Raw genomic sequence first — 18,031 nt, 5'->3', positions numbered from 1 at the left:
ACCCCCGATCGATGAGGATCACAGATGAGAATGACCACCACGCTCACCACTGCCGCGTTGACGGCGCTGGCACTGTGCGCGAGCACCGGCACCAGCACCGCCGATCCGGCGCCCGCGCAGACCGAGGTCCGTTACGAGGTCAGCAGGCAGGGTGACTCGGCGGTGCTGACCACCGACGGCAAGCTGACCGTCGTCGACGGCCAGCTCGTGCTCACCACCGGCGCCGACACCCCGGTGGCGGCACTGCCGCTGACCTACCGCATGGACGACAAGGTGTTCCCGATCGCCGCCAGCATCGACGGCGGCAAGGCGACCCTGACCCCGTCCAAGGAGGGTGGCGCACCGGTCGCTCCGGCGACCGACGTGATCACCCAGGACGCGGCCGCCCAGCAGATCGCGGAGTCGTTCACGCCGCGTGACCAGACCGCGCTAGGTGTGCTCAGCCAGCGGCTCGGCATCGGTGGCGCCGTGGCCGCGATCGTGGGCGCGGTGGTCGGTGGCGGTATCGGCTGTCTGGTCGGCGGTGCCGCTGGTGCGGCGATCGCCAGCCCGGTGATCGTGCTGCTGGTGCCATGGGTGGGTGCGACCGTGGCCGGTTGCGTGCTCGGCGCGGCCACCCTCGGTGCGGTGGGCACGATGATCGGTCTGGTCACCGTCGGCGGCCCTCTCGCCTTGTTCTCGGCCTACCAGTACTTCTCCACCATCACGGCCCCGTGCCCGGCCGAGCTCGGCGCCTACTGCAAGGACCCGGCGGTTCCCACTCCGCCGAAGTAGTCTCCACCGCCGTCTCCGCCGGCCCGCCCGATCACCTTCTTCGGGCGGGCCGGCTCGTGGCCGTTTCCGGCCGGTAAGGAATCTCCCATGCGCAGAACCGTTTTCGACGGCGAACACCGCACGTTCCGGGCGACGATGCGCGCGTTCATCGACGCCGAAGTCGTGCCGAGCTTCAGCAGGTGGAACGACGACGGACTGGTGCCGCGCGAATTCTATTACCGGCTCGGCGAACTCGGCATCCTCGGCTTGGAAGTGCCCGTCGAACACGGCGGTCGCGGTCTCGATTCGTTCCGGCATCAGGCGGTGGTCGCCGAGGAGATCGCCCGCGCCGCAGTCTCTTTCGGCAGTGCGAGCACCCATGTGTCCCGCTGCCTGCCGCTGATCGACGACCTGGCGACCACCGAACAGCGGCGGCGCTGGCTGCCCGGATCCGTCACCGGCGAAACGATGTTCGCGCTCGCGGTCGCCGAACCGGGCACCGGCGCCGAACCGTCGGACATGCGGACCACCGCGCCACTGTCGCTCGACGGCACCGAATACCTGCTCAACGGTTCGAAGACCTTCGTCACCGGCGGCGTGCACGCCGACCGCGTGATCGTGTGCGCGCGCACCGCTGCCCCGAACACCGAAGACCCGACCTACGGCCTGTCCCTGCTGGTCGTCGACGCCACCGCGCCCGGCTACCGGGTCGGCCGCGCCCTCGACACCCTCGGTCGAAAGCTTTCCGGCACAGCCGAACTCACCTTCACCGACGTCCGAGTGCCGGTCACCGACCGTCTCGGCGACGCGCATCGCGCCGACACCCATCTCGCCGCACAACTGCCCCGCGAACGCCTGTCCATCGCCGTCGGCGCCCACGCCCAGGCCAGAGCCGCGGTCCGCTTCGCTCACCGCTTCACCACCGAACGCACGGCATCGACGGTGGCAAGCTTCCAGAACACGAAGTTCGAATTGGCCGCCTGCCGAACCGAAGTCGACGCCATCGAAGCAGTAGTCGACCGAGCCCTCACCGCCCACGACTACGGCGACCTCACCCCCGCCGACGCCGCATCGGCCAAACTCTTCTGCACCGAATCAGCAGGCCGAGTCATCGACCGCTGCCTCCAATTACACGGCGGCATAGGCTATCTCGCGGACTCCCCCATCGCTCGCCTTTACGCCGACCACCGAATCGACCGCATCATGGGCGGCACCAGCGAGGTCCTGCGCACGATCATCGCCGCCGACATGGGGTTGTGAGATCGGGTAACGATTCGACAGTCCACCCGGGCGCTGCCTACTATCGCGGCGATCGAAGTTCTGACGGAGGGGGATTTTCATGCATCCGCAACAGCCATACCAGCCGGGCCACCCGCAACCGGCCTACCAGCCCGGCTACCCGCAACAGGCTTACCAACCCGGCTACCCGCAACAGGCGTATCAGCCCGGCTATCCGCCGCAGGCGAATCACCCTGGTGCGCAACCCGCTCACCCACAACAGCCCGGTTACCCGCCGCAGGCGAATCTGCCTGGCGCGCAGCCGGTTCACCCGCAACAGCCGGGCTATCCGGAACAGGGGAATCGGTCGGGTCACCCGCAGCAGTTCGGGTCAGGTCAGCAGGCCGATGGGTCCATCGAGGTCACCTATGTCTGTGACGACAAGACCGCTCGCCGCCTGAGCCGTGGCGCCGCCTGGGTCAACTGGCTGCTCCCCGCCAAGTTGGGGATACTGTTCGCGATTCCCGCGTTCCTGCTCGCGCGCGGAACCATCTCGCTGGTGAGCAATGGCGGCGATGCCGAATTCGGCGAGATGATGGGCGCGTTCTTCATCGTGCTCGGCTTCGAGCTCGTGTGCGTCATCCTGATCACGGGTTGGCAGCTGGTCAGAGTCAGCCCGAAATTCACCGCCGTGGCCGGACCCGGACACCGGATCACCGCGCGCTACACCCACGACACGATGCATCTGCAGCAGACCAGCGGAGCAGTCGCCAACCGCTATGCCGACATCAAACGGGTCAAGGTCCTCGGCGACGTAGTGTTCCTGCAGCCCAACGGAACTCAGGGCTTCATGCTGCCCTGCGAGGTGGTGCCCGACGCCGCACTCACCCGGCTGCGGGGCGGTCGGGCCTGAGTTGATGTCAGCGGACGGTGATGCCGTCCGCTCGCATCGCGTCCTTCACCTGACCGATGGTGAGGTCGCCGAAGTGGAAGACGCTGGCGGCCAGCACCGCGTCGGCACCGGCCTGGACGGCGGGCGGGAAGTGCTCGACCGCGCCCGCGCCGCCGCTGGCGATCACCGGGACCCGCACCGCGGCGCGGACCGCGGTGATCATCGGCAGGTCGAAACCAGCTTTGGTGCCGTCGGCGTCCATCGAGTTCAGCAGGATCTCGCCCACGCCCAGTTCGGCGCCGCGGATGGCCCATTCGACGGCGTCAATGCCGGTGCCGCGCTTGCCGCCGTGGGTGGTGACCTCCCAGCCGGAGGGGGTGTCGGGCTGGCCGTCGGGCACGGTGCGCGCGTCGACCGAGAGCACGATGCACTGGGCGCCGAAGCGCTGCGACATCTCGAAGAGCACTTCGGGGCGGGCGATGGCGGCGGTGTTCACCGATACCTTGTCAGCGCCCGCGCGCAGCAACCGGTCGACGTCTTCGACCGTGCGCACGCCGCCGCCGACGGTGAGCGGGATGAAAATCTGTTCGGCGGTGCGGGTCACCACGTCGAGCATGGTGGCGCGGTCGCCGGTGGAGGCGGTGACGTCGAGGAAGGTCAGCTCGTCGGCGCCCTGGGCGTCGTAGGTCGCGGCCAGTTCCACCGGGTCGCCCGCGTCGCGCAGGTTCTGGAAGTTCACGCCCTTGACCACGCGGCCCGCGTCGACGTCCAGGCACGGGATCACGCGGACCGCCAAGGTGCTCGGCGCGGTGATGCTCATGATGATGTCCCTCGTTCTTCTTCGCTGACGGTGCAGATCATTTCGAGCAGTTCCTGGTGTACGCCCGGTGCGGCGGCCAGCACCGACCCCGAGGTGATCGTCCACGGCGCGCCGGCCAGGTCGGTGACCACGCCACCCGCGGCGCGCACCAGCGCGACCCCGGCCGCGTTGTCCCACGGATGATGCCCGAACACGACCGCGCCACCGAGCGCACCGGACGCGGTGAACGCCAGGTCGATACCGGTCGCGCCGTGCATGCGCACCCGCGAGGACAGCCTGCTCAGCGCACCGAGCAGGTCGAAGCGGAACTGGCCGGGGATGCGGCCCGCCGAGTCGAGGTTGAAGGCCCCGAACCCGATCATCGAGTCCGACAGCTTGGCCGGTTCGAGCGGCGGCAGCGCCATCCCGTCGAGATACACCGGCCCGCCGGACACCGCGGCATAGCGACGCCCGAGCATGGGCAGCCAGGTCAGTCCGATCACCGGCTCACCCTCGTGCACCAGTGCCAGCAGGGTGCCCGACATGGGATGGCCCGAGGAGTAATTGAAGGTGCCGTCGATCGGGTCGAGCACCCAGGCCGTGCCCGAAGTCAGTGCGGGCCCGCCGAATTCCTCGCCGTGCACCGCGATCCCGGTGCGCTGCTGCAGCTCGGCCGAGATGGTGCGTTCGAGCTCGAGGTCGAGTTCGGTGGCGAAGTCGTTGCGGCCCTTGGTGACTGCGCTCGGCGCGCCGAGTCCTTCGACGAACCGCGGCACCACCCCGTCCAGGATCTGGGTGGCGACGGCCAGCAGGTCGGTCAGTTCGGCGGTGCTCGGCGCAGTGGTCATCGGCGGCGTCAGCGCACCGCGGCCAGGGCTTCGGGCAGCGTGAACCGGCCCGCGTACAACGCCTTGCCGATGATCGCGCCCTCCACACCCTCGCCGGTCAGACCCGCGATGGCGACGAGATCGTCGAGCACCGAGATCCCGCCGGAGGCGATCACGGGCGCCTCGGCGGCATTGGCGACATCACTGAGCAGCTCGAGGTTGGGCCCGGTCAGCGTGCCGTCCTTGGAGACGTCGGTGACGACATAGCGCGAACAACCGTCGCGCTCGAGCCGTTCGAGCACCTCCCACAGGTCACCGCCGTCGGTCACCCACCCGCGACCACGCAACCGCCACTGCCCGTCGATCTGCTTGACGTCGAGCCCGACCGCGATCCGGTCCCCGTACTCACCGAGCACCCGCGCACACCACTGCGGATCCTCGATCGCCGCGGTCCCGATGTTCACCCGAGCACACCCGGTGGCCAGCGCGGCCTTCAGCGAATCGTCGTCGCGAATACCGCCGGACAGTTCGACCTTCACATCGAGCTCACCGACGACCTGCGCGATCAGGTCCCGATTACTCCCCTTACCGAACGCCGCATCGAGGTCAACCAGATGCACCCATTCGGCCCCCGCCTGCTGCCACGCCAACGCCGCGTCCCGAGGCGACCCATAGCTCGTTTCGCTACCGGCCTCCCCTTGCACAAGGCGCACGGCCTCACCATTGGCGACATCGACAGCGGGCAACAACACAAGACTCACCCATTCAGACTAGTAGGTCTGCGTCCCCGTCCCCGCAACGGTCCGCGACGGGTGAGGCCCGTGTCACTCCTCCCGCATCTGCGAGCTGATCTACCCAGACAGCTAGCTGCCTTTATGCAGGTCGACCGGCAGCTGTTCAGACCGTGCCGCCGCCAAGATCTTCTTGGCTTCCCTTCGACGCTGTTCCACCTGCTGCGGAGTCAGCGGAACGCGAACAGGTCGCATCTCATCCCCGGTCAGCGCGCTCACGAGTCGACCTCCCTGACAGTTGCTCGAATGCGCCACATCTTACGCCTGTAGTCGAAACCTACGTCGACAACGAAGTAGCTTCGTGCGTCGATGACCAGCACCTCACGCTCTGCGGGAAACTCAGCGAGATCTCCCAGACGTAGGGCAGGTGTACCGGCCGGAACAACAAGTTCCAAAATCACCGGATCGGTGAGTCGCGAGGAATGCGGCGGTATCGAAGACCCAGAGGTCGACCAGAACCCCAGCTCGATGAACTCGCCGTCGACCACCGCCCTCGCGGATTCCGCATCGTGAATCCCGTAGATCGCGGCATCAACTTCCCTGCTGACCCGAACGGCAATCGGGAGTGGATATCGGCGCAGCCCAGAGCGAATCGAACCGATCGCCGTGCCAGAGCAGCCGACATCGGGACCACGCCGTGTAGCGCACCATTGATCAACTCGTACCCACCCAGTGCGTACGCCTCGATCGAATCCCGCTCCTCCTGCGTGAGCCGAGTCGATTCCTGACCGGCCAGCGCGGCCTCAGCGAATGGAACGATGTCGAATTCACTGCTCTCCCCTGGCATGTGACGAGTATCGCGACTGCTATCGACTGCCTGTATTCGGGTGGCAGCGTCCAGCACGATGGAGGTATGCCCCTTTCCCCATTGCGGAAGTTGAACCAGCGGCATCCGTGGAGTCACAACGATCATTACGGCCGGTGGGTTGCCGACCGCGTTGCGGCCGCCGGAGCTCGTAACGCCCTCGATGTCGGTTGCGGCACAGGCAATCTCATCGCCAGACTTCGTGACAACGCCGTCACGGTGACGGGATTCGAGCCCGATCCGACCACCTGCGCCGTGGCGGCCGACCGCTTCGCCGATGACCTCGCTGTCACTATCTGCCGCACGGATTTCAGTGGACGCGACCCGCACCAGCGCTGGGACGCCATCACCCTGGTCGCCGTACTGCACCACATGCCACTGCTATCGACGCTGCGCGAACTGCGTGACAGCCTCACACCGGGAGGACGCCTTGTCATCGTCGGCTGCTACCGCGCAGCGAGCCCCGCCGACTTCCTCGCCACACTCCCCGCCGTTGTCGCCAACCCCGTCATGGGCATGATCAAGCACCCGACCCGCGCGACATCGACACCTCTCCACATGACTGCACCCACCACAGATCCGACGGAAACCTTGGCCGAAATCCGGGCCGCCGCAGCCGCGGAACTCCCAGGTTCCCGGATCCGCCGTCGACTGTTCTGGCGCTACACCCTCATCTTCGACAAGCCCAGCGGTCTCAGCTGATTCGACGGCGAAGTTCGGGAAGCCCGTCGCCGGTGAGGTCGTCGAGGGCGGCGGTGCGACCGACGACGGCCAGGGCGATGGCCTCGCCCGGGCCGCGGACTTCCGGGCCGACCCCCGAGGTCCATGTGACGTCGGTAGCCGTGAAGCGCAGCCCCTTGGTGTATTTGCCGGGGAAGGCGAAGGGGTCGGGGTAGGACAGCACCGCGGTGAGGCGATCGGCGGGGATCGTTCGGGGGCGGCCGAGTGGGCGGCGGATGTCCTGCTGATGCACCATCAGGTCCGACAGGGCCAGACGCGGCGAGAATTTCGACAGGCGGCCCGCGTTGTGCTCGAATTCGTCCACCAGCCGGGTGGTCGGCAGGTCGGCGAACGAGGCGGCGATCGCGTTGTTGAGGCGATCGACCGATCCGCGGTTCTTCACCGCGGCGGCCAGGTACCGCACCGGTCCGACCGTGTCGGTCAGCAGGTGCCCGACGACATCGCGCACTCGCCAACCGCCACACAGCGACGGCGTTTCCCATTCCTCGTCGGTCAGCCCGCGCAACAGTTCGATCATTTCGGCCCGTTCCGCGGCCAACATCCCCCGATAGCTCATACCGCAACTCTAGGTACCACGGCCACGCACCGAATCCGCCTACAGTCGGATTTCCTTGCCCCAGAAGCGATGACAGCGTGGCGATCCGGCGCGATCGACTGACCCGCACCGGTGCGACGACATCGCGTGCATGACGTGCGACTCCACCGAGGCCGATGCGCGACAATGGACGCCGCGAACGTCGCGCCGCCACCCATCGCGGGTAGCACCCACGAACAGGACCCCGCACCCCTTGGCCAAGCAGAATCGTCGACGTCGCACCGGTCGTAAACCGGCAGCAGCTCCCGGACTTCCGGTCGAACAAGCGCTTTCCGGTGACCCAGCACAGGTCGCCGACGCCATCGCGACCGTCGCCTTCCTCGCTGCCCAGGGCGACAAGAACGCGATCGATCGATTCATCGACCAGGTGACGGGCGCGGAGTTGGCTGCCGGCGTTCAGCTCGCCGGACAACGAATCATCGCCCGCGCCTTCGACTTCGGCTGGCTCCCCGCCGACATCCACGAGGCCGCGCGCAGGCGGGTCGACGAGTTCGCCACCGCGTACCTGACCGACCTGATGGCCGAGCACCGCGCCGATTTCCCCGCCGAATCCGTCGACGAGATCTGGCAGTCGCAACTGACCGAACTGGCCGCCGCCGTGTGGTGGACACCCACGCACCCCCACCTCGACCAGTGGGCCGACCGCGCCCTGCTCACCCCCGAAGAGGCCCTCACCGCAGCCCTGAGCGCCTTCGCCCTGCTGATCCAGCTCCCGAAACTCGAGCAGATCGCCCCACTGCCCGGCACCCGTCGTCACACCACCCACCATCACGTCGACGAGAAAACCCTCGGCCGAGTCCGCGGTCTGCTGGCCAAAGCCGAGTCCACCTCCTTCGCCGAAGAAGCGGAAACCCTCTCCGCGAAGGCACAGGAACTCATGACCAAATACGCCATCGACCGCGCCCTGCTCCACTCCCAGCAGACCGCCCCCGATCTCCCCGCGGCCCGCCGAATCTGGCTCGAAACCCCCTACACCGACGCCAAGGCCCTCCTGATCGACATGGTCACCCGAGCCAACCGTGCCCGCGCGATCTTCGTAGCCGAGTGGGGTTTCGTCACCGTTGTCGGCGACGACACCGACCTCGACGCGGTAGAAATCCTGTCCACCTCACTTCTGGTCCAAGCCACCCGCGCGATGATCGACAACGCCACCACCGACGAATCCCGCTCCCGCCACTATCGCAAAGCCTTCCTCACCGCCTACGCCACCAGAATCGGCGAACTCCTCACCAAAGCCGCCGAAGCGACCATCGCCAACGCCCCCACCCAGCTACTCCCGGTCCTCGCCTCCCACCAACAACGAGTAGACCAAGCCTTCGACACCTACTTCCCCACCGTCCGCTCCCGAGGCATCACCATCCGCAGCGCCGAAGGCTGGACCGCAGGCACCGAAGCCGCCGATCAAGCCTGTTTCGACAAACGTTGACCAGCGTCCGTCCGATCGCTGAACAGCTGGTCGACGTCGATGACAGCTCGCGCCTGCGCCTCGCTGAGTTCGAAGTACTCGACCGCGGACACGTGATGCAGCGAAGCGACCAGCATGGCGGGCGCGGATTCGACCTTGGTGTTGAGGGCACGGACATTCGCGTTGTACAGGCGCCGGGACGCCGCGATCCGGTCTTCGAGGTCGGCCAGTTCGCGCTGTAGTGCCGCGTAGTTGCGCACGGTTCCCAGCTCGGGGTACTGCTCGGCGAGCATCTGCACGCGCCCCAGCGCCGTGGTCAGGGCGTTCTCGGCGTCGGCGACCGAGGCAACATCCCCCGCGGTCCCGGTGAGCGCCCGCGCCCGGTTTCGCGCCTCGATCACCGCCGCCAAGGTACCGCGCTCGAAGGCCGCGGACCGCTCCACGGTGGCGACCAGATTCGGTACCAGGTCGTGGCGACGCTGCAGCTCGACGTCGATCTGTTTCCACGATTCGGCGACCAGATTCCGCAGCCGCACGAAGTCGTTGTAGGCGGCGAAATACCACAGGACCACGATCAGCCCCACGACGACAACAGCGATGATGACACCGGTACTCATGCGAAATTCCGTTCTCTGACGTGCTCCGCCAGATAGGCCGGGGTTGCGTAGTCGGTCCAGACGAATCTGGGGATGCCCTCGGTGACAATCCGCATCGCCTCGAACACTGTGTCGATCTCGCGGGTTCGATTGCCGAGGATGCTGACCCCCACCAGCTGGTTGCCGACGATTTCGAACTTGGTCAGTGCCGCCGTCGGCAGGTACGTCCCGAGGTTCACCAGTTGCTCGATCGTGCGCGGGGTGAAAACCGCATGTGCGAACGCCGGATTCGACGAATGCACCGAGAAGTGCTTGTTGAAGTCCGCGGATTCGAACTCCACCTGATCACCGGTGGACGTGTCCAACGTCGGCCCCATCGTCAGCCGGGGCAGCGCCACGGGAAGATCGAGGATGAACACATTGCGGTAGTGGGTGCTGACGTTGATCTTGTTGTTGTTGAGCCACGTCAGATGGAACAGGCGGGCGGGATAGTTGCCGATCATGCCCTGCATCCCGTCACGGACCCGAAAGCGCCGTGCCCGACCGATAGTGAACGGCGGAAAGTCCCACTCGGGCACCGCCCATCCGGTCGCGCGGTGATACACGAATCCGTGCTCGTCGGCCCACCGCGCGGTCCAGCGCTTGCGAAAAGCCTTCACGACGATCCCCGCAGGCAGGAACGCCAACGCCGGTGTCGCGAGCAGCAAGACCCACGAGAACGGGCGACCGTGGTCGCGCCACCACACGTACTGCAGGATCGCCAGGACAACAAAGGTCACCGCCGTCACCACATTGAGGAACCGCGGCCCCGCCCAGAACGGATCACTCCCGCCCGCCCGCCGACCACCAACCGTCTCGCCCACAATCTCTCCTACCATCGACGCGCCTCCGAGAAGAGGACGCGTGAACGATCGCAGCGACGGCTTGCAGACTTCTTTACGCCAGCCTTTATCCAGGGTCGCGGGAGCATCGGCGCAGGTAGTATTGCGAATCAGGAGGTGGATTATGACGGCGGTACACCACGATCCCGTCACCACTACGGATTTCGAAGCGATCGCCGCAGCGGTCGAACGAACCACAGATGCGCTGCAGCTCGAGTACATCGACGGAAAGCTGGGGTTCAAGACCGCGCCGGACGGTGATCACAACCGCATCATCAACTGGCTTTTGCTGCTTCTCATGCCGTTGGCTCCTGGCTTGTTTCTACACCAAGGACAGGGACTGAAGATCAACGAATACCGTGACAGCCGTGCCCGCCCGGACGAAGTGGTCGCGCCGCTGGACGCGTTCGTCGGACACGGCGAGTGGGCGCCCTCGCGTGACACCGTGATGGCCGTCGAGGTCACCTCCCACGATTCGGACACCAACAAACGAGACCGGGTGGAAAAGCCGACGGCATACGCCGAGGCCGGCATTCCGCTCTACCTCCTCGTCGACCGAGACACCGCCGAAATCGTCCTGTACAGCGAGCCGGACGGCGGGCGATACCAGGAGACTCGCCGATACGCCTTCGGGCGCGCCGTCCCCCTCCCGGACCCGATCAGCATCACAGTCGACACCACCCCACTCCTCGACTGGGTCGACTGACCTCACGCGACTTGCTCAACGATTTGCCGCGCGCGGATCATGGCGTGGCTTCTGCGACGAACTGCGACAGTCGCCGGGTCGGTCGGCCCAGGAGGTCGGAAGCGTCCGGGACAACAGGTGCGTTGGCGCCGGAGGCGATGGCGTCGAACAGCCCGGCGAGGGTGGTGATGTATTCGTGGTGCCAGCCCAATCGCGAGGCGAGAGCGTGAAACTGCTGGACAGTCGAATCCTCGTATCCGAAGAGGGGGATTCGCGATCGGGCAGTGAGCGCGGCGACTTCGGAGAACGTCAACGCTTCGGCGCCGGTCAGGTCGAACTCGCGCGCACTGTGGTCACCGACGAGGGCTGTAACAGCGCATGCCGCAATATCTTCGGCGTCGATGAAACTCACCCTCGCGCCGCCGGTGGGCAGCCGCAGCACACCGTCTCCCGCAGTCGCCAAGTCGCGGAGCGGGCCCTCGGTGAGGTTCTGGAAGAACCAGTTGGGTCGCAGGATCGTCCACCGCATATCGGTGTTCTGCAGGTGGAGTTCCACGGCGCGCTGTTCGACGGATGTCGGCGCGTACTGCATTCCCATCGCTGTCATCAGCACCACGGTGGTGACACCGGCGTCCTGTGCCATATCCAGGAAAGCGCAGGTGCGTGCACCGAGCCCGCGCACGGATCGATGTCCGTCGTCCCCGCCGGGTACGACCGTGAAGATCTTTTCGACACCGGCGAGCGCTCGCCCCCACGTGTCGGGTTCGGTCCAGTCGAACCCGATAGGCGCCCGCCGCGATGCTGCCCGCGTCGGGTATCCCGACTCGGCCAGTTGGGCGAGGACGTGGCGGCCGACCTTGCCCGTGGCGCCGGTGACCAAGATCGTCAACGGGTCACCCCAAGACAAGCCGCGAGCTGGTCCAACACCACTTCCGTGTACTCCTGCGGCTCCGTACGCATGTGCCCGAGCACACGCGGGTACAACAGTCCGTCCATCGCACCGACCGCAACGTCGACTATCGCTGTGGCGCTTCTGCGGCAGTGGAACATGCCACCGGCGATGCCGTCGGCGACCGCTTCGTCGAATGGCCGTCGATAGAGCGCGGCCAGCCCGGCGGCATGCTCGCGCAGCTCGTCGTCGTGCGCCGCCGCCGTCCAGAACTCCATCAGCATCCGCCAGACCGGCACCGGAGTGCCGAGCCCACGCTCGGTCAACGCCACCAACCGTGCCCATGGATCGTCGTCCAGGCCCGCGGTCATCGATTCCATCTCCGCTACTTCCAGGGCTGTCGATCGACGCAGTGCCTCGACCAGCATGTCCTCACGAGAACCGAAGTAACCCTGCAGGGTGCTCACGGCGACGCCGCTCGCCTCGGAGACATCGCTGAACCTGGTATTCGCGAACCCGCGTGCAACGACAATGTCGACCACGGTGTCCAGCACGCGCTTCCGCCTTTCACCACCAGCACGACGGCGACGCGATCCCTCTGCAGCTATCGTCATCCTCCTACCGTATCACCATACGGTAGGAGTATACGAAGTTCGGCGGCTGGGGCTCGTTGCCAGGCCCGCAACTTCGCTCGTACGCTCGGTATGTGCGGCCGATCATGTCCGAACAGGAGCTGGATGGCGGCTGGGACCTGGCGAAGTCGACAGCGATGGCGATGGCTGGCGTCTCGATGGACGGGTTTCGTGATCGGGGGTCCGTGGGGTGCGATATGCGGATTTTCGCGCGGCCGGAGGTCACTGTGGCGATCCAGTTCGGGAACAGTCCGTTGACCGTGGAAGGCCCTGACCAGCCTGTATTCGATGGGTTGGTCGCTGGTCTCGTCCCCGGTATTCGTCATGTCCGTGCCGAGCGCGTCGAGTGCGTCGAGTTGCGGATGTCGCCGATCGCCGCCTACCGCCTGCTCGGTGTCGGTCCGGCCGACCTGGACGGCACGGTGGCCGGGCTAGCGGATATCTGGGGTTCGGGGGCAGCACTGTTGCGTGAGCAGTTGTCCGAAACAGCAACGTGGGCAGAACGATTCGCGGTGACCACGAAGTTTCTCGCCGCCACGGAAACAACGAGGACAGCTGATTCCGAAGTCGTCGCGTGCTGGGAGCGGATCGTCGCGGACAAGGGTGCCGTGCAGGTCAGGGAGCTGGCCGAGCTGACCGGGTGGAGTCGGCAACGCGTGTGGTCGAGGTTCACTGCGCAGATCGGTGTGACGCCCAAGCGAGCGGCGATGGTGGTCCGGTTCCGCCGTGCGTTCGACCTGCTGTCGGTTGGCCGATCCCCCGCCGAAGTCGCTGCGGCATGCGGTTATTCGGATCAATCCCACCTCCACCGCGACATGTCCGCCTTCGCCGGAATCACCCCCGGCGCACTAGCGACGAACTGATCGGCGAACATTCGTCCAAGACGCCGCCCGCCGCGAACCGGACAGTAGTCGCATGAGACTCGAGCAACGGATCCGCGCCGCCGAACAGCGCGTCGCCGCCACCTACGGACTGACGATCACCGAACACCCACTGGCACAAAGCAACCCCGCGGTTCGTGTCCTGACCACCGGCGAGGGTGAACCGCTGATCCACATGAACGGCATCTCGGCACCCGCCATGGGCATGGCACCCCTGATCGCCGGCCTACCCGGCTTCCGCCACATCCTCATCGACCTCCCCGGCCACAGCCTCGCACCGCCCTACACCTGGCAGGGCCGACCGGTCCGCGAACTGGCAGTCGACGTTGTCACCGGCACTCTCGACGCACTCGGCATCGAACAGGCCGCCTTCGTCGGCAGCTCCCTGGGCGGCCTGTTCACCCTCTGGACAATGCTCGACGCACCCGACCGCGTCTCGCGAGCGGCGATCGTCGCAACACCCGCCACCGCCTTGCCCGGCACCCGCGTCATCGCCGAGTTCGAATCCCTGACCTCCCCGATCCGGGGCCGACTCGAACAGAGCCTGATGCAACTACCGTCCCCACCGTTCATCGCTCGTTTCGCCCTCACCGAGGCCATCGGCGCGAACGCGGCACGCGCGATGTCGGCCGACATGCTCGACCTGCACCGCCTACCCCTGCGTCTACCAGGGCAAGCCGCGTCCTACCGTGCCCTGCTGCGCCGCCTGATCGACGGCGCGACCGCACGCCCCGAGAACATCCTCACCGACAACGAACTCGCCCGGATCACCACCGCGCCGCTGTTCGTCTGGGGCGAAGACGACGTCATGTGCGCACCCGACCAGGCACGACCTTCCATAGCGAAGATCCCCGGCGCGCACCTGGTCACCGTTGCGGGCGGCCACGCCCCTTGGTTCGACGATGCGTCCCGTTGCGCAGCGCTGGTCCGTGACTTCCTCGCCGGCGACCCGGCCCGCGCCATGACCGAAGAAGGAACCAACCATGCGTAACCACGACCCCATCGCCCTCGCGGCGAATCTCGATCCGTTCGACTTCCGCGAACTCGCCACATTCAACGACGGCGCGTTCTGCATGTACTTCGGCGACGAACTCGAGTCCTCGGACTGGGAACTGCACCCCGACACCGACGAGCTGCTGATGGTCCTGAAAGGCAGCGTGACGGTCGAGATCCTCACCGATACCGACCGTCACCGAATCCCGCTCACCGCAGGACAATTCGCCATCGTGCCCAAGGGCCACTGGCATCGTCACCTCGACATCGACAATGTCGTGGAGATGTTCTACACCCCGGGCGAGACCGTCGAGTCGACGGCCGACGACCCGCACACCGCCTGAACTACAGCGACCCAACAACCGCGCCCTTTCGGCAGCGGCCGGCCAACGCCATCTCAGCCGATGCCGAGCGCGTTACGAGCAGTCGCGATCTTCATGACCAACCTGCGCGGTGTATTGCGCACCGGCGTGAAAGCGTATTTACGGTAGAACTGCGCGGCCGCGTCGTCGATCGCATCTACGACGATCAGTCGGCCACCACCTACCTCCGCGGCCGCGACGGCCTTGGAAACGGCGTCGTAGAGAAGTTCCGCACCGAATCCCTGCCCTTGGAACGAACGATCCAGTGCCAATCTCCGGATCAGGTATCCCGGGATCCTCGACACCCCGCCCGCAGCCCCGCTCGGCACCCCGTCTTCGTCGCGATTGACCAGCGTGGGCGTCAGCGCGAAATACGCGACGACCTTCTGCTCACCCTCAGGAGTCCACACGTACACCCGGGCAGTACCCGATACGCATGCCCGCTGCGCCATCGAACGTAACCAGTCATCCAACGTCGCCTGCCCGCTGTCGAAGGTCGACAGGTCGTGGTCTTCCGCCAATCGCGTCGAAACGAACTGTGCGGTCACCGATCACCGTCGCTTGAAGGCGCGCGGGCGGCGGGCCAACTCGGCCAGCTCTGGAGCGGCATCGGCTTCATCGAGCGAGTCCAGCAGTGCGTCGAACTGTTCCGCCGACATGACGGTGATCAGTTCCTGCGCCAGAATTCGCTCGGCACGTTCGAACACCGCGCGACGGATGAACTCCGACTGCTGCTCGTGCACCAGCTCCGCGGCGCGCTGCAGCTTCGCCCGCAGCGCGTCGTCGACGCGGAACTCCGCGCGTTCGGTCTTGGCTCCCATAGGCCTAGTGTAGCCACTGTACGGATATTTACCGTACAAATTCCCGGGAACCGCGCCTACAGCGACCCGATCCAGTTCCGCAGCAGCTGCGCACCCGCATCCCCGGACTTCTCCGGGTGGAACTGGGTAGCCGACAACGGCCCGTTCTCGACGGCGGCCAGGAACGGCACACCGTGCTCGGCCCAGGTGAGTTTCGGCGGCGCTATGTGCTCGTTCTCGGGGAGTTCCCACTGCTGGGCGGCGTAGGAGTGGACGAAGTAGAAGCGGGTGTCGGCGGCCATGCCGGCGAACAGGGTGCTGTCGGCGGGAGCCTTCACCGTGTTCCAGCCCATGTGCGGGAGGACGGGCGCGTCGAGCCCGGCGACGACGCCCGGCCATTCACCGCACCCTTCGGTCTCCACACCGAACTCGACCCCACGGTCGAACATGATCTGCATCCCGACGCAGATGCCCAGCACAGGACGCCCACCGGCGAGGCGCTGGCCGATGATCCGGTCACCGCGCACCTCGAGCAGCCCGGCCATGCACGCCGCGTACGCGCCGACACCGGGGACGACGAGTCCGTCGGCGGCCAGCGCGGCGGTGGGGTCGGCGGTGACCTCCACCTGCGCACCCGCCCGCACCAGCGCGCGTTCGGCCGAATGCAGGTTGCCGGAGCCATAGTCCAGCAGCACAACGGTTTTCACAGCACACCCTTCGTGGACGGCACACCGCTCACGCGAGGGTCGATTTCGACGGCAGCGCGCAAAGCCCTTGCTACAGCCTTGAATTCGGCCTCGGTGATGTGGTGCTGGTCGCGCCCGTAGAGCACCCGCACATGCAACGCGATACGGGCGTTCTGCGCGATCGACTCGAACACGTGCTTGTTGAGCACCGTCGAGTACGAAGCACCGGGGCCCGCACTCGGAATGATGGTGTGCACCAGGTGTTCCGGCTCGCCGGTGAACACGCAGTACGGCCGACCGGACACGTCGACGGCGGCGTGCGCGAGGGTCTCGTCCATCGGGATGAAGGCGTCACCGAAGCGGCGGATGCCCTTCTTGTCGCCCAGCGCCTGGCCGAGCGCCTGACCGAGCACGATCGCGGTGTCCTCGACCGTGTGGTGCGCTTCGATCTCGATGTCACCCTCGGCCCGCACCACCAGGTCGAACCCGGCGTGCGCGCCGAGCGCGGTCAGCATGTGGTCGTAGAACGGCACACCGGTGGAGATCTCGGTCTTCCCGGTGCCGTCGAGGTTCAGCTCCACCAGGATCGAGGATTCCTTGGTGACGCGTTCCACCCGCGCTGTTCTGCTCATGATGTGTCCCTCCACAGGTGGATTCAGTGAGTAAGGTCGGTGCCCGCGATATCGCCGCTCACGCGCAGGAATTCGTCGTTCTCGGCAGCCAGGCCGATGGTGGCGCGCAGGTAGCCGGGGATGCCGACGTCGCGGATCAGCACGCCCGCGCCGAGGTAGTGCTGCCACGCCTGCCCGGCGTCGGTGAACCGGCCGAACAGCACGAAGTTCGCGTCGCTGGGAATCACGTCGAAGCCGAGCGAGACCAAAGAAGCGGCGACCCGGTCGCGTTGGGCCGCCAATTCCGCGACGCTGCCGAGGGTTTCGTCAGCGTGCCGCAAGGCCGCGCGCGCGGCGGCCTGGGTGACCACCGACAGGTGATACGGCAACCGCACCAGCAGAATCGCGTCGATCACCGCGGGCGAGGCCGCCAGATAACCCAGGCGCCCACCCGCGAAGGCGAATGCCTTGCTCATGGTGCGGGTGACGACGAGCTTGGTCGGGAACCTGTCGATCAGCGTGATCGCGCTGGGTGCCGCCGAGAACTCGCCGTAGGCCTCATCCACGACGACGATGCCGGGCGCAACATCGAGAATCCGCTCGAGCTCGTCGATCGGAATGCTGTGGCCCGTCGGGTTATTGGGGCTCGTCACGAACACCACGTCAGGCCGACGTTCGATAATCTGTGCTACCGCATAGTCGATATCGAGCGAGAAATCACCGCTGCGCTTGGCCTCGACCCACTCGGTGTCGATGCCCTCGGAGATGATCGGGTGCATCGAGTACGACGGCACGAAACCCAATGCGCTACGGCCGGGACCACCGAACGCCTGCAACAACTGCTGCAGAATCTCGTTGGACCCGTTGGCCGCCCACACATTCACGGTGTCGACGGCGACACCGGTCTGACGCGTCAGGTACTCGGCCAGGTCGTGACGCAACGCGACCGCATCCCGATCCGGGTACCGGTGCAGATCAGCCGCTGCCGCCCGCACAGATTCCGCGACATCGTTGATCAGCGCCTTGCTCGGCGGGTGCGGGTTCTCGTTGGTGTTGAGCTGCACCGGCACCGTCAATTGCGGTGCGCCATAAGGAGATTTGCCCCGCAGGTTATCGCGCAGCGGCAGCTGATCCAGCGTCGCCGAAGCACCGGGCACGGTCGGAGTGCTCATGCCTCCGCCTCGCTGGC

The 18,031-nt window shown here is 66.4% G+C and carries 24 protein-coding genes; 9 read left to right on the top strand and 15 right to left on the bottom strand.

The annotated features are described in order from the left end of the window. Positions 1-24 precede the first annotated feature (24 nt). The 3 genes from ACFWUP_RS16720 to ACFWUP_RS16710 all read left to right on the top strand — a co-directional run bounded on the left by ACFWUP_RS16720 (position 25) and on the right by ACFWUP_RS16710 (position 2,884). On the top strand, positions 25-774 hold the full coding sequence (locus ACFWUP_RS16720) for a hypothetical protein (RefSeq protein WP_379235127.1): 750 nt from the start codon (positions 25-27) through the stop codon (positions 772-774). A gap of 87 nt (positions 775-861) precedes the next feature. Then, on the top strand, positions 862-2,013 hold the full coding sequence (locus ACFWUP_RS16715) for an acyl-CoA dehydrogenase family protein (protein ID WP_379235125.1): 1,152 nt from the start codon (positions 862-864) through the stop codon (positions 2,011-2,013). Positions 2,014-2,092: 79 nt separating this feature from the next. Further along, complete coding sequence (locus ACFWUP_RS16710; protein WP_379235123.1) at positions 2,093-2,884, top strand: hypothetical protein; 792 nt, start codon at positions 2,093-2,095, stop codon at positions 2,882-2,884. Positions 2,885-2,891: 7 nt separating this feature from the next. On the opposite strand, the gene hisF is transcribed toward ACFWUP_RS16710, so the two are convergent. The 5 genes from hisF to ACFWUP_RS16685 all read right to left on the bottom strand — a co-directional run bounded on the left by hisF (position 2,892) and on the right by ACFWUP_RS16685 (position 5,795). Next, complete coding sequence (gene hisF / locus ACFWUP_RS16705) at positions 2,892-3,683, bottom strand: imidazole glycerol phosphate synthase subunit HisF (RefSeq protein WP_379235121.1); 792 nt, start codon at positions 3,681-3,683, stop codon at positions 2,892-2,894. Continuing rightward, the gene (locus ACFWUP_RS16700; protein ID WP_379235119.1) at positions 3,680-4,510 is read right to left on the bottom strand and encodes an inositol monophosphatase family protein; all 831 of its coding nucleotides are present in this window, start codon (positions 4,508-4,510) and stop codon (positions 3,680-3,682) included. The genes hisF and ACFWUP_RS16700 overlap by 4 nt, the downstream gene beginning before the upstream one ends. A gap of 8 nt (positions 4,511-4,518) precedes the next feature. Next, positions 4,519-5,250 (bottom strand): bifunctional 1-(5-phosphoribosyl)-5-((5-phosphoribosylamino)methylideneamino)imidazole-4-carboxamide isomerase/phosphoribosylanthranilate isomerase PriA, encoded by a 732-nt coding sequence (gene priA / locus ACFWUP_RS16695; RefSeq protein ID WP_379235117.1) that lies wholly within the window; start codon positions 5,248-5,250, stop codon positions 4,519-4,521. 102 nt (positions 5,251-5,352) lie between these two features. Next, positions 5,353-5,499 carry a hypothetical protein gene (locus tag ACFWUP_RS16690; protein WP_379235116.1) on the bottom strand — a complete coding sequence of 49 codons (147 nt, stop codon included), beginning with the start codon at positions 5,497-5,499 and terminating at the stop codon, positions 5,353-5,355. Next, entirely contained in the window at positions 5,496-5,795 is a 300-nt protein-coding gene (locus ACFWUP_RS16685) for an ADP-ribosyltransferase (protein WP_379235407.1), read from the bottom strand. The genes ACFWUP_RS16690 and ACFWUP_RS16685 overlap by 4 nt, the downstream gene beginning before the upstream one ends. A gap of 338 nt (positions 5,796-6,133) precedes the next feature. Here ACFWUP_RS16685 and ACFWUP_RS16680 point away from each other — a divergent pair, with 338 nt between their 5' ends. Further along, entirely contained in the window at positions 6,134-6,787 is a 654-nt protein-coding gene (locus ACFWUP_RS16680; RefSeq protein WP_379235114.1) for a class I SAM-dependent methyltransferase, read from the top strand. Here ACFWUP_RS16680 and ACFWUP_RS16675 read toward each other — a convergent pair. Further along, entirely contained in the window at positions 6,780-7,382 is a 603-nt protein-coding gene (locus ACFWUP_RS16675; protein ID WP_379235112.1) for a maleylpyruvate isomerase family mycothiol-dependent enzyme, read from the bottom strand. The two genes, ACFWUP_RS16680 and ACFWUP_RS16675, sit on opposite strands and share 8 nt — an antisense overlap. A gap of 232 nt (positions 7,383-7,614) precedes the next feature. Here ACFWUP_RS16675 and ACFWUP_RS16670 point away from each other — a divergent pair, with 232 nt between their 5' ends. Then, positions 7,615-8,847, top strand: a complete 1,233-nt coding sequence (locus ACFWUP_RS16670) for a DUF2786 domain-containing protein (protein ID WP_379235110.1) — start codon at positions 7,615-7,617, stop codon at positions 8,845-8,847. On the opposite strand, the gene ACFWUP_RS16665 is transcribed toward ACFWUP_RS16670, so the two are convergent. Beyond that, on the bottom strand, positions 8,823-9,443 hold the full coding sequence (locus ACFWUP_RS16665) for a LemA family protein (RefSeq protein ID WP_379235108.1): 621 nt from the start codon (positions 9,441-9,443) through the stop codon (positions 8,823-8,825). The two genes, ACFWUP_RS16670 and ACFWUP_RS16665, sit on opposite strands and share 25 nt — an antisense overlap. Further along, on the bottom strand, positions 9,440-10,285 hold the full coding sequence (locus ACFWUP_RS16660; RefSeq protein ID WP_379235106.1) for a DUF3137 domain-containing protein: 846 nt from the start codon (positions 10,283-10,285) through the stop codon (positions 9,440-9,442). Before ACFWUP_RS16660 ends, ACFWUP_RS16665 begins: the two co-directional genes overlap by 4 nt. A 142-nt stretch (positions 10,286-10,427) precedes the next feature. On the opposite strand from ACFWUP_RS16660, the gene ACFWUP_RS16655 reads away from it, so the two are divergent. Further along, positions 10,428-11,009 (top strand): Uma2 family endonuclease, encoded by a 582-nt coding sequence (locus ACFWUP_RS16655; protein WP_379235104.1) that lies wholly within the window; start codon positions 10,428-10,430, stop codon positions 11,007-11,009. A gap of 37 nt (positions 11,010-11,046) precedes the next feature. On the opposite strand, the gene ACFWUP_RS16650 is transcribed toward ACFWUP_RS16655, so the two are convergent. Together ACFWUP_RS16650 and ACFWUP_RS16645 are read right to left on the bottom strand one after the other, a co-directional pair. After that, on the bottom strand, positions 11,047-11,877 hold the full coding sequence (locus ACFWUP_RS16650) for an SDR family oxidoreductase (protein ID WP_379235102.1): 831 nt from the start codon (positions 11,875-11,877) through the stop codon (positions 11,047-11,049). Then, entirely contained in the window at positions 11,874-12,431 is a 558-nt protein-coding gene (locus tag ACFWUP_RS16645; RefSeq protein ID WP_379235100.1) for a TetR/AcrR family transcriptional regulator, read from the bottom strand. Before ACFWUP_RS16645 ends, ACFWUP_RS16650 begins: the two co-directional genes overlap by 4 nt. Positions 12,432-12,595: 164 nt before the next feature. Between ACFWUP_RS16645 and ACFWUP_RS16640 the strand changes: the two genes are divergently transcribed. From ACFWUP_RS16640 to ACFWUP_RS16630, 3 genes are read left to right on the top strand one after another with little or no spacing between them, the layout of a single operon-like run. Further along, positions 12,596-13,372 carry a helix-turn-helix domain-containing protein gene (locus ACFWUP_RS16640; protein ID WP_379235098.1) on the top strand — a complete coding sequence of 259 codons (777 nt, stop codon included), beginning with the start codon at positions 12,596-12,598 and terminating at the stop codon, positions 13,370-13,372. A gap of 52 nt (positions 13,373-13,424) precedes the next feature. Further along, complete coding sequence (locus ACFWUP_RS16635) at positions 13,425-14,381, top strand: alpha/beta fold hydrolase (RefSeq protein ID WP_379235096.1); 957 nt, start codon at positions 13,425-13,427, stop codon at positions 14,379-14,381. Beyond that, positions 14,374-14,727 (top strand): cupin domain-containing protein, encoded by a 354-nt coding sequence (locus ACFWUP_RS16630; protein ID WP_379235094.1) that lies wholly within the window; start codon positions 14,374-14,376, stop codon positions 14,725-14,727. Before ACFWUP_RS16635 ends, ACFWUP_RS16630 begins: the two co-directional genes overlap by 8 nt. Positions 14,728-14,780: 53 nt before the next feature. Here ACFWUP_RS16630 and ACFWUP_RS16625 read toward each other — a convergent pair whose 3' ends face one another. Genes ACFWUP_RS16625 through ACFWUP_RS16605 form a run of 5 tightly spaced genes read right to left on the bottom strand, consistent with a single transcriptional unit; the run spans position 14,781 to position 18,014 of the window. Then, positions 14,781-15,293, bottom strand: coding sequence for a GNAT family N-acetyltransferase (locus ACFWUP_RS16625; protein ID WP_379235092.1), 513 nt, complete (start codon positions 15,291-15,293; stop codon positions 14,781-14,783). Positions 15,294-15,296: 3 nt separating this feature from the next. Then, entirely contained in the window at positions 15,297-15,566 is a 270-nt protein-coding gene (locus ACFWUP_RS16620; RefSeq protein WP_379235090.1) for a DUF1778 domain-containing protein, read from the bottom strand. A 56-nt stretch (positions 15,567-15,622) separates the two neighbouring features. Further along, the gene (gene hisH / locus ACFWUP_RS16615) at positions 15,623-16,252 is read right to left on the bottom strand and encodes an imidazole glycerol phosphate synthase subunit HisH (protein ID WP_379235089.1); all 630 of its coding nucleotides are present in this window, start codon (positions 16,250-16,252) and stop codon (positions 15,623-15,625) included. After that, positions 16,249-16,863 (bottom strand): imidazoleglycerol-phosphate dehydratase HisB, encoded by a 615-nt coding sequence (hisB, locus tag ACFWUP_RS16610; protein WP_379235087.1) that lies wholly within the window; start codon positions 16,861-16,863, stop codon positions 16,249-16,251. Before hisB ends, hisH begins: the two co-directional genes overlap by 4 nt. Positions 16,864-16,886: 23 nt before the next feature. Continuing rightward, entirely contained in the window at positions 16,887-18,014 is a 1,128-nt protein-coding gene (locus tag ACFWUP_RS16605) for a histidinol-phosphate transaminase (protein ID WP_379235085.1), read from the bottom strand. Positions 18,015-18,031: the final 17 nt, after the last annotated feature.

This window comes from Nocardia sp. NPDC058658 (genome assembly GCF_042716665.1).
GTDB lineage: Bacteria > Actinomycetota > Actinomycetes > Mycobacteriales > Mycobacteriaceae > Nocardia.
Note: the sequence above shows the minus strand (reverse complement) of the source record. Positions and strands in the feature narration are given on the sequence as shown.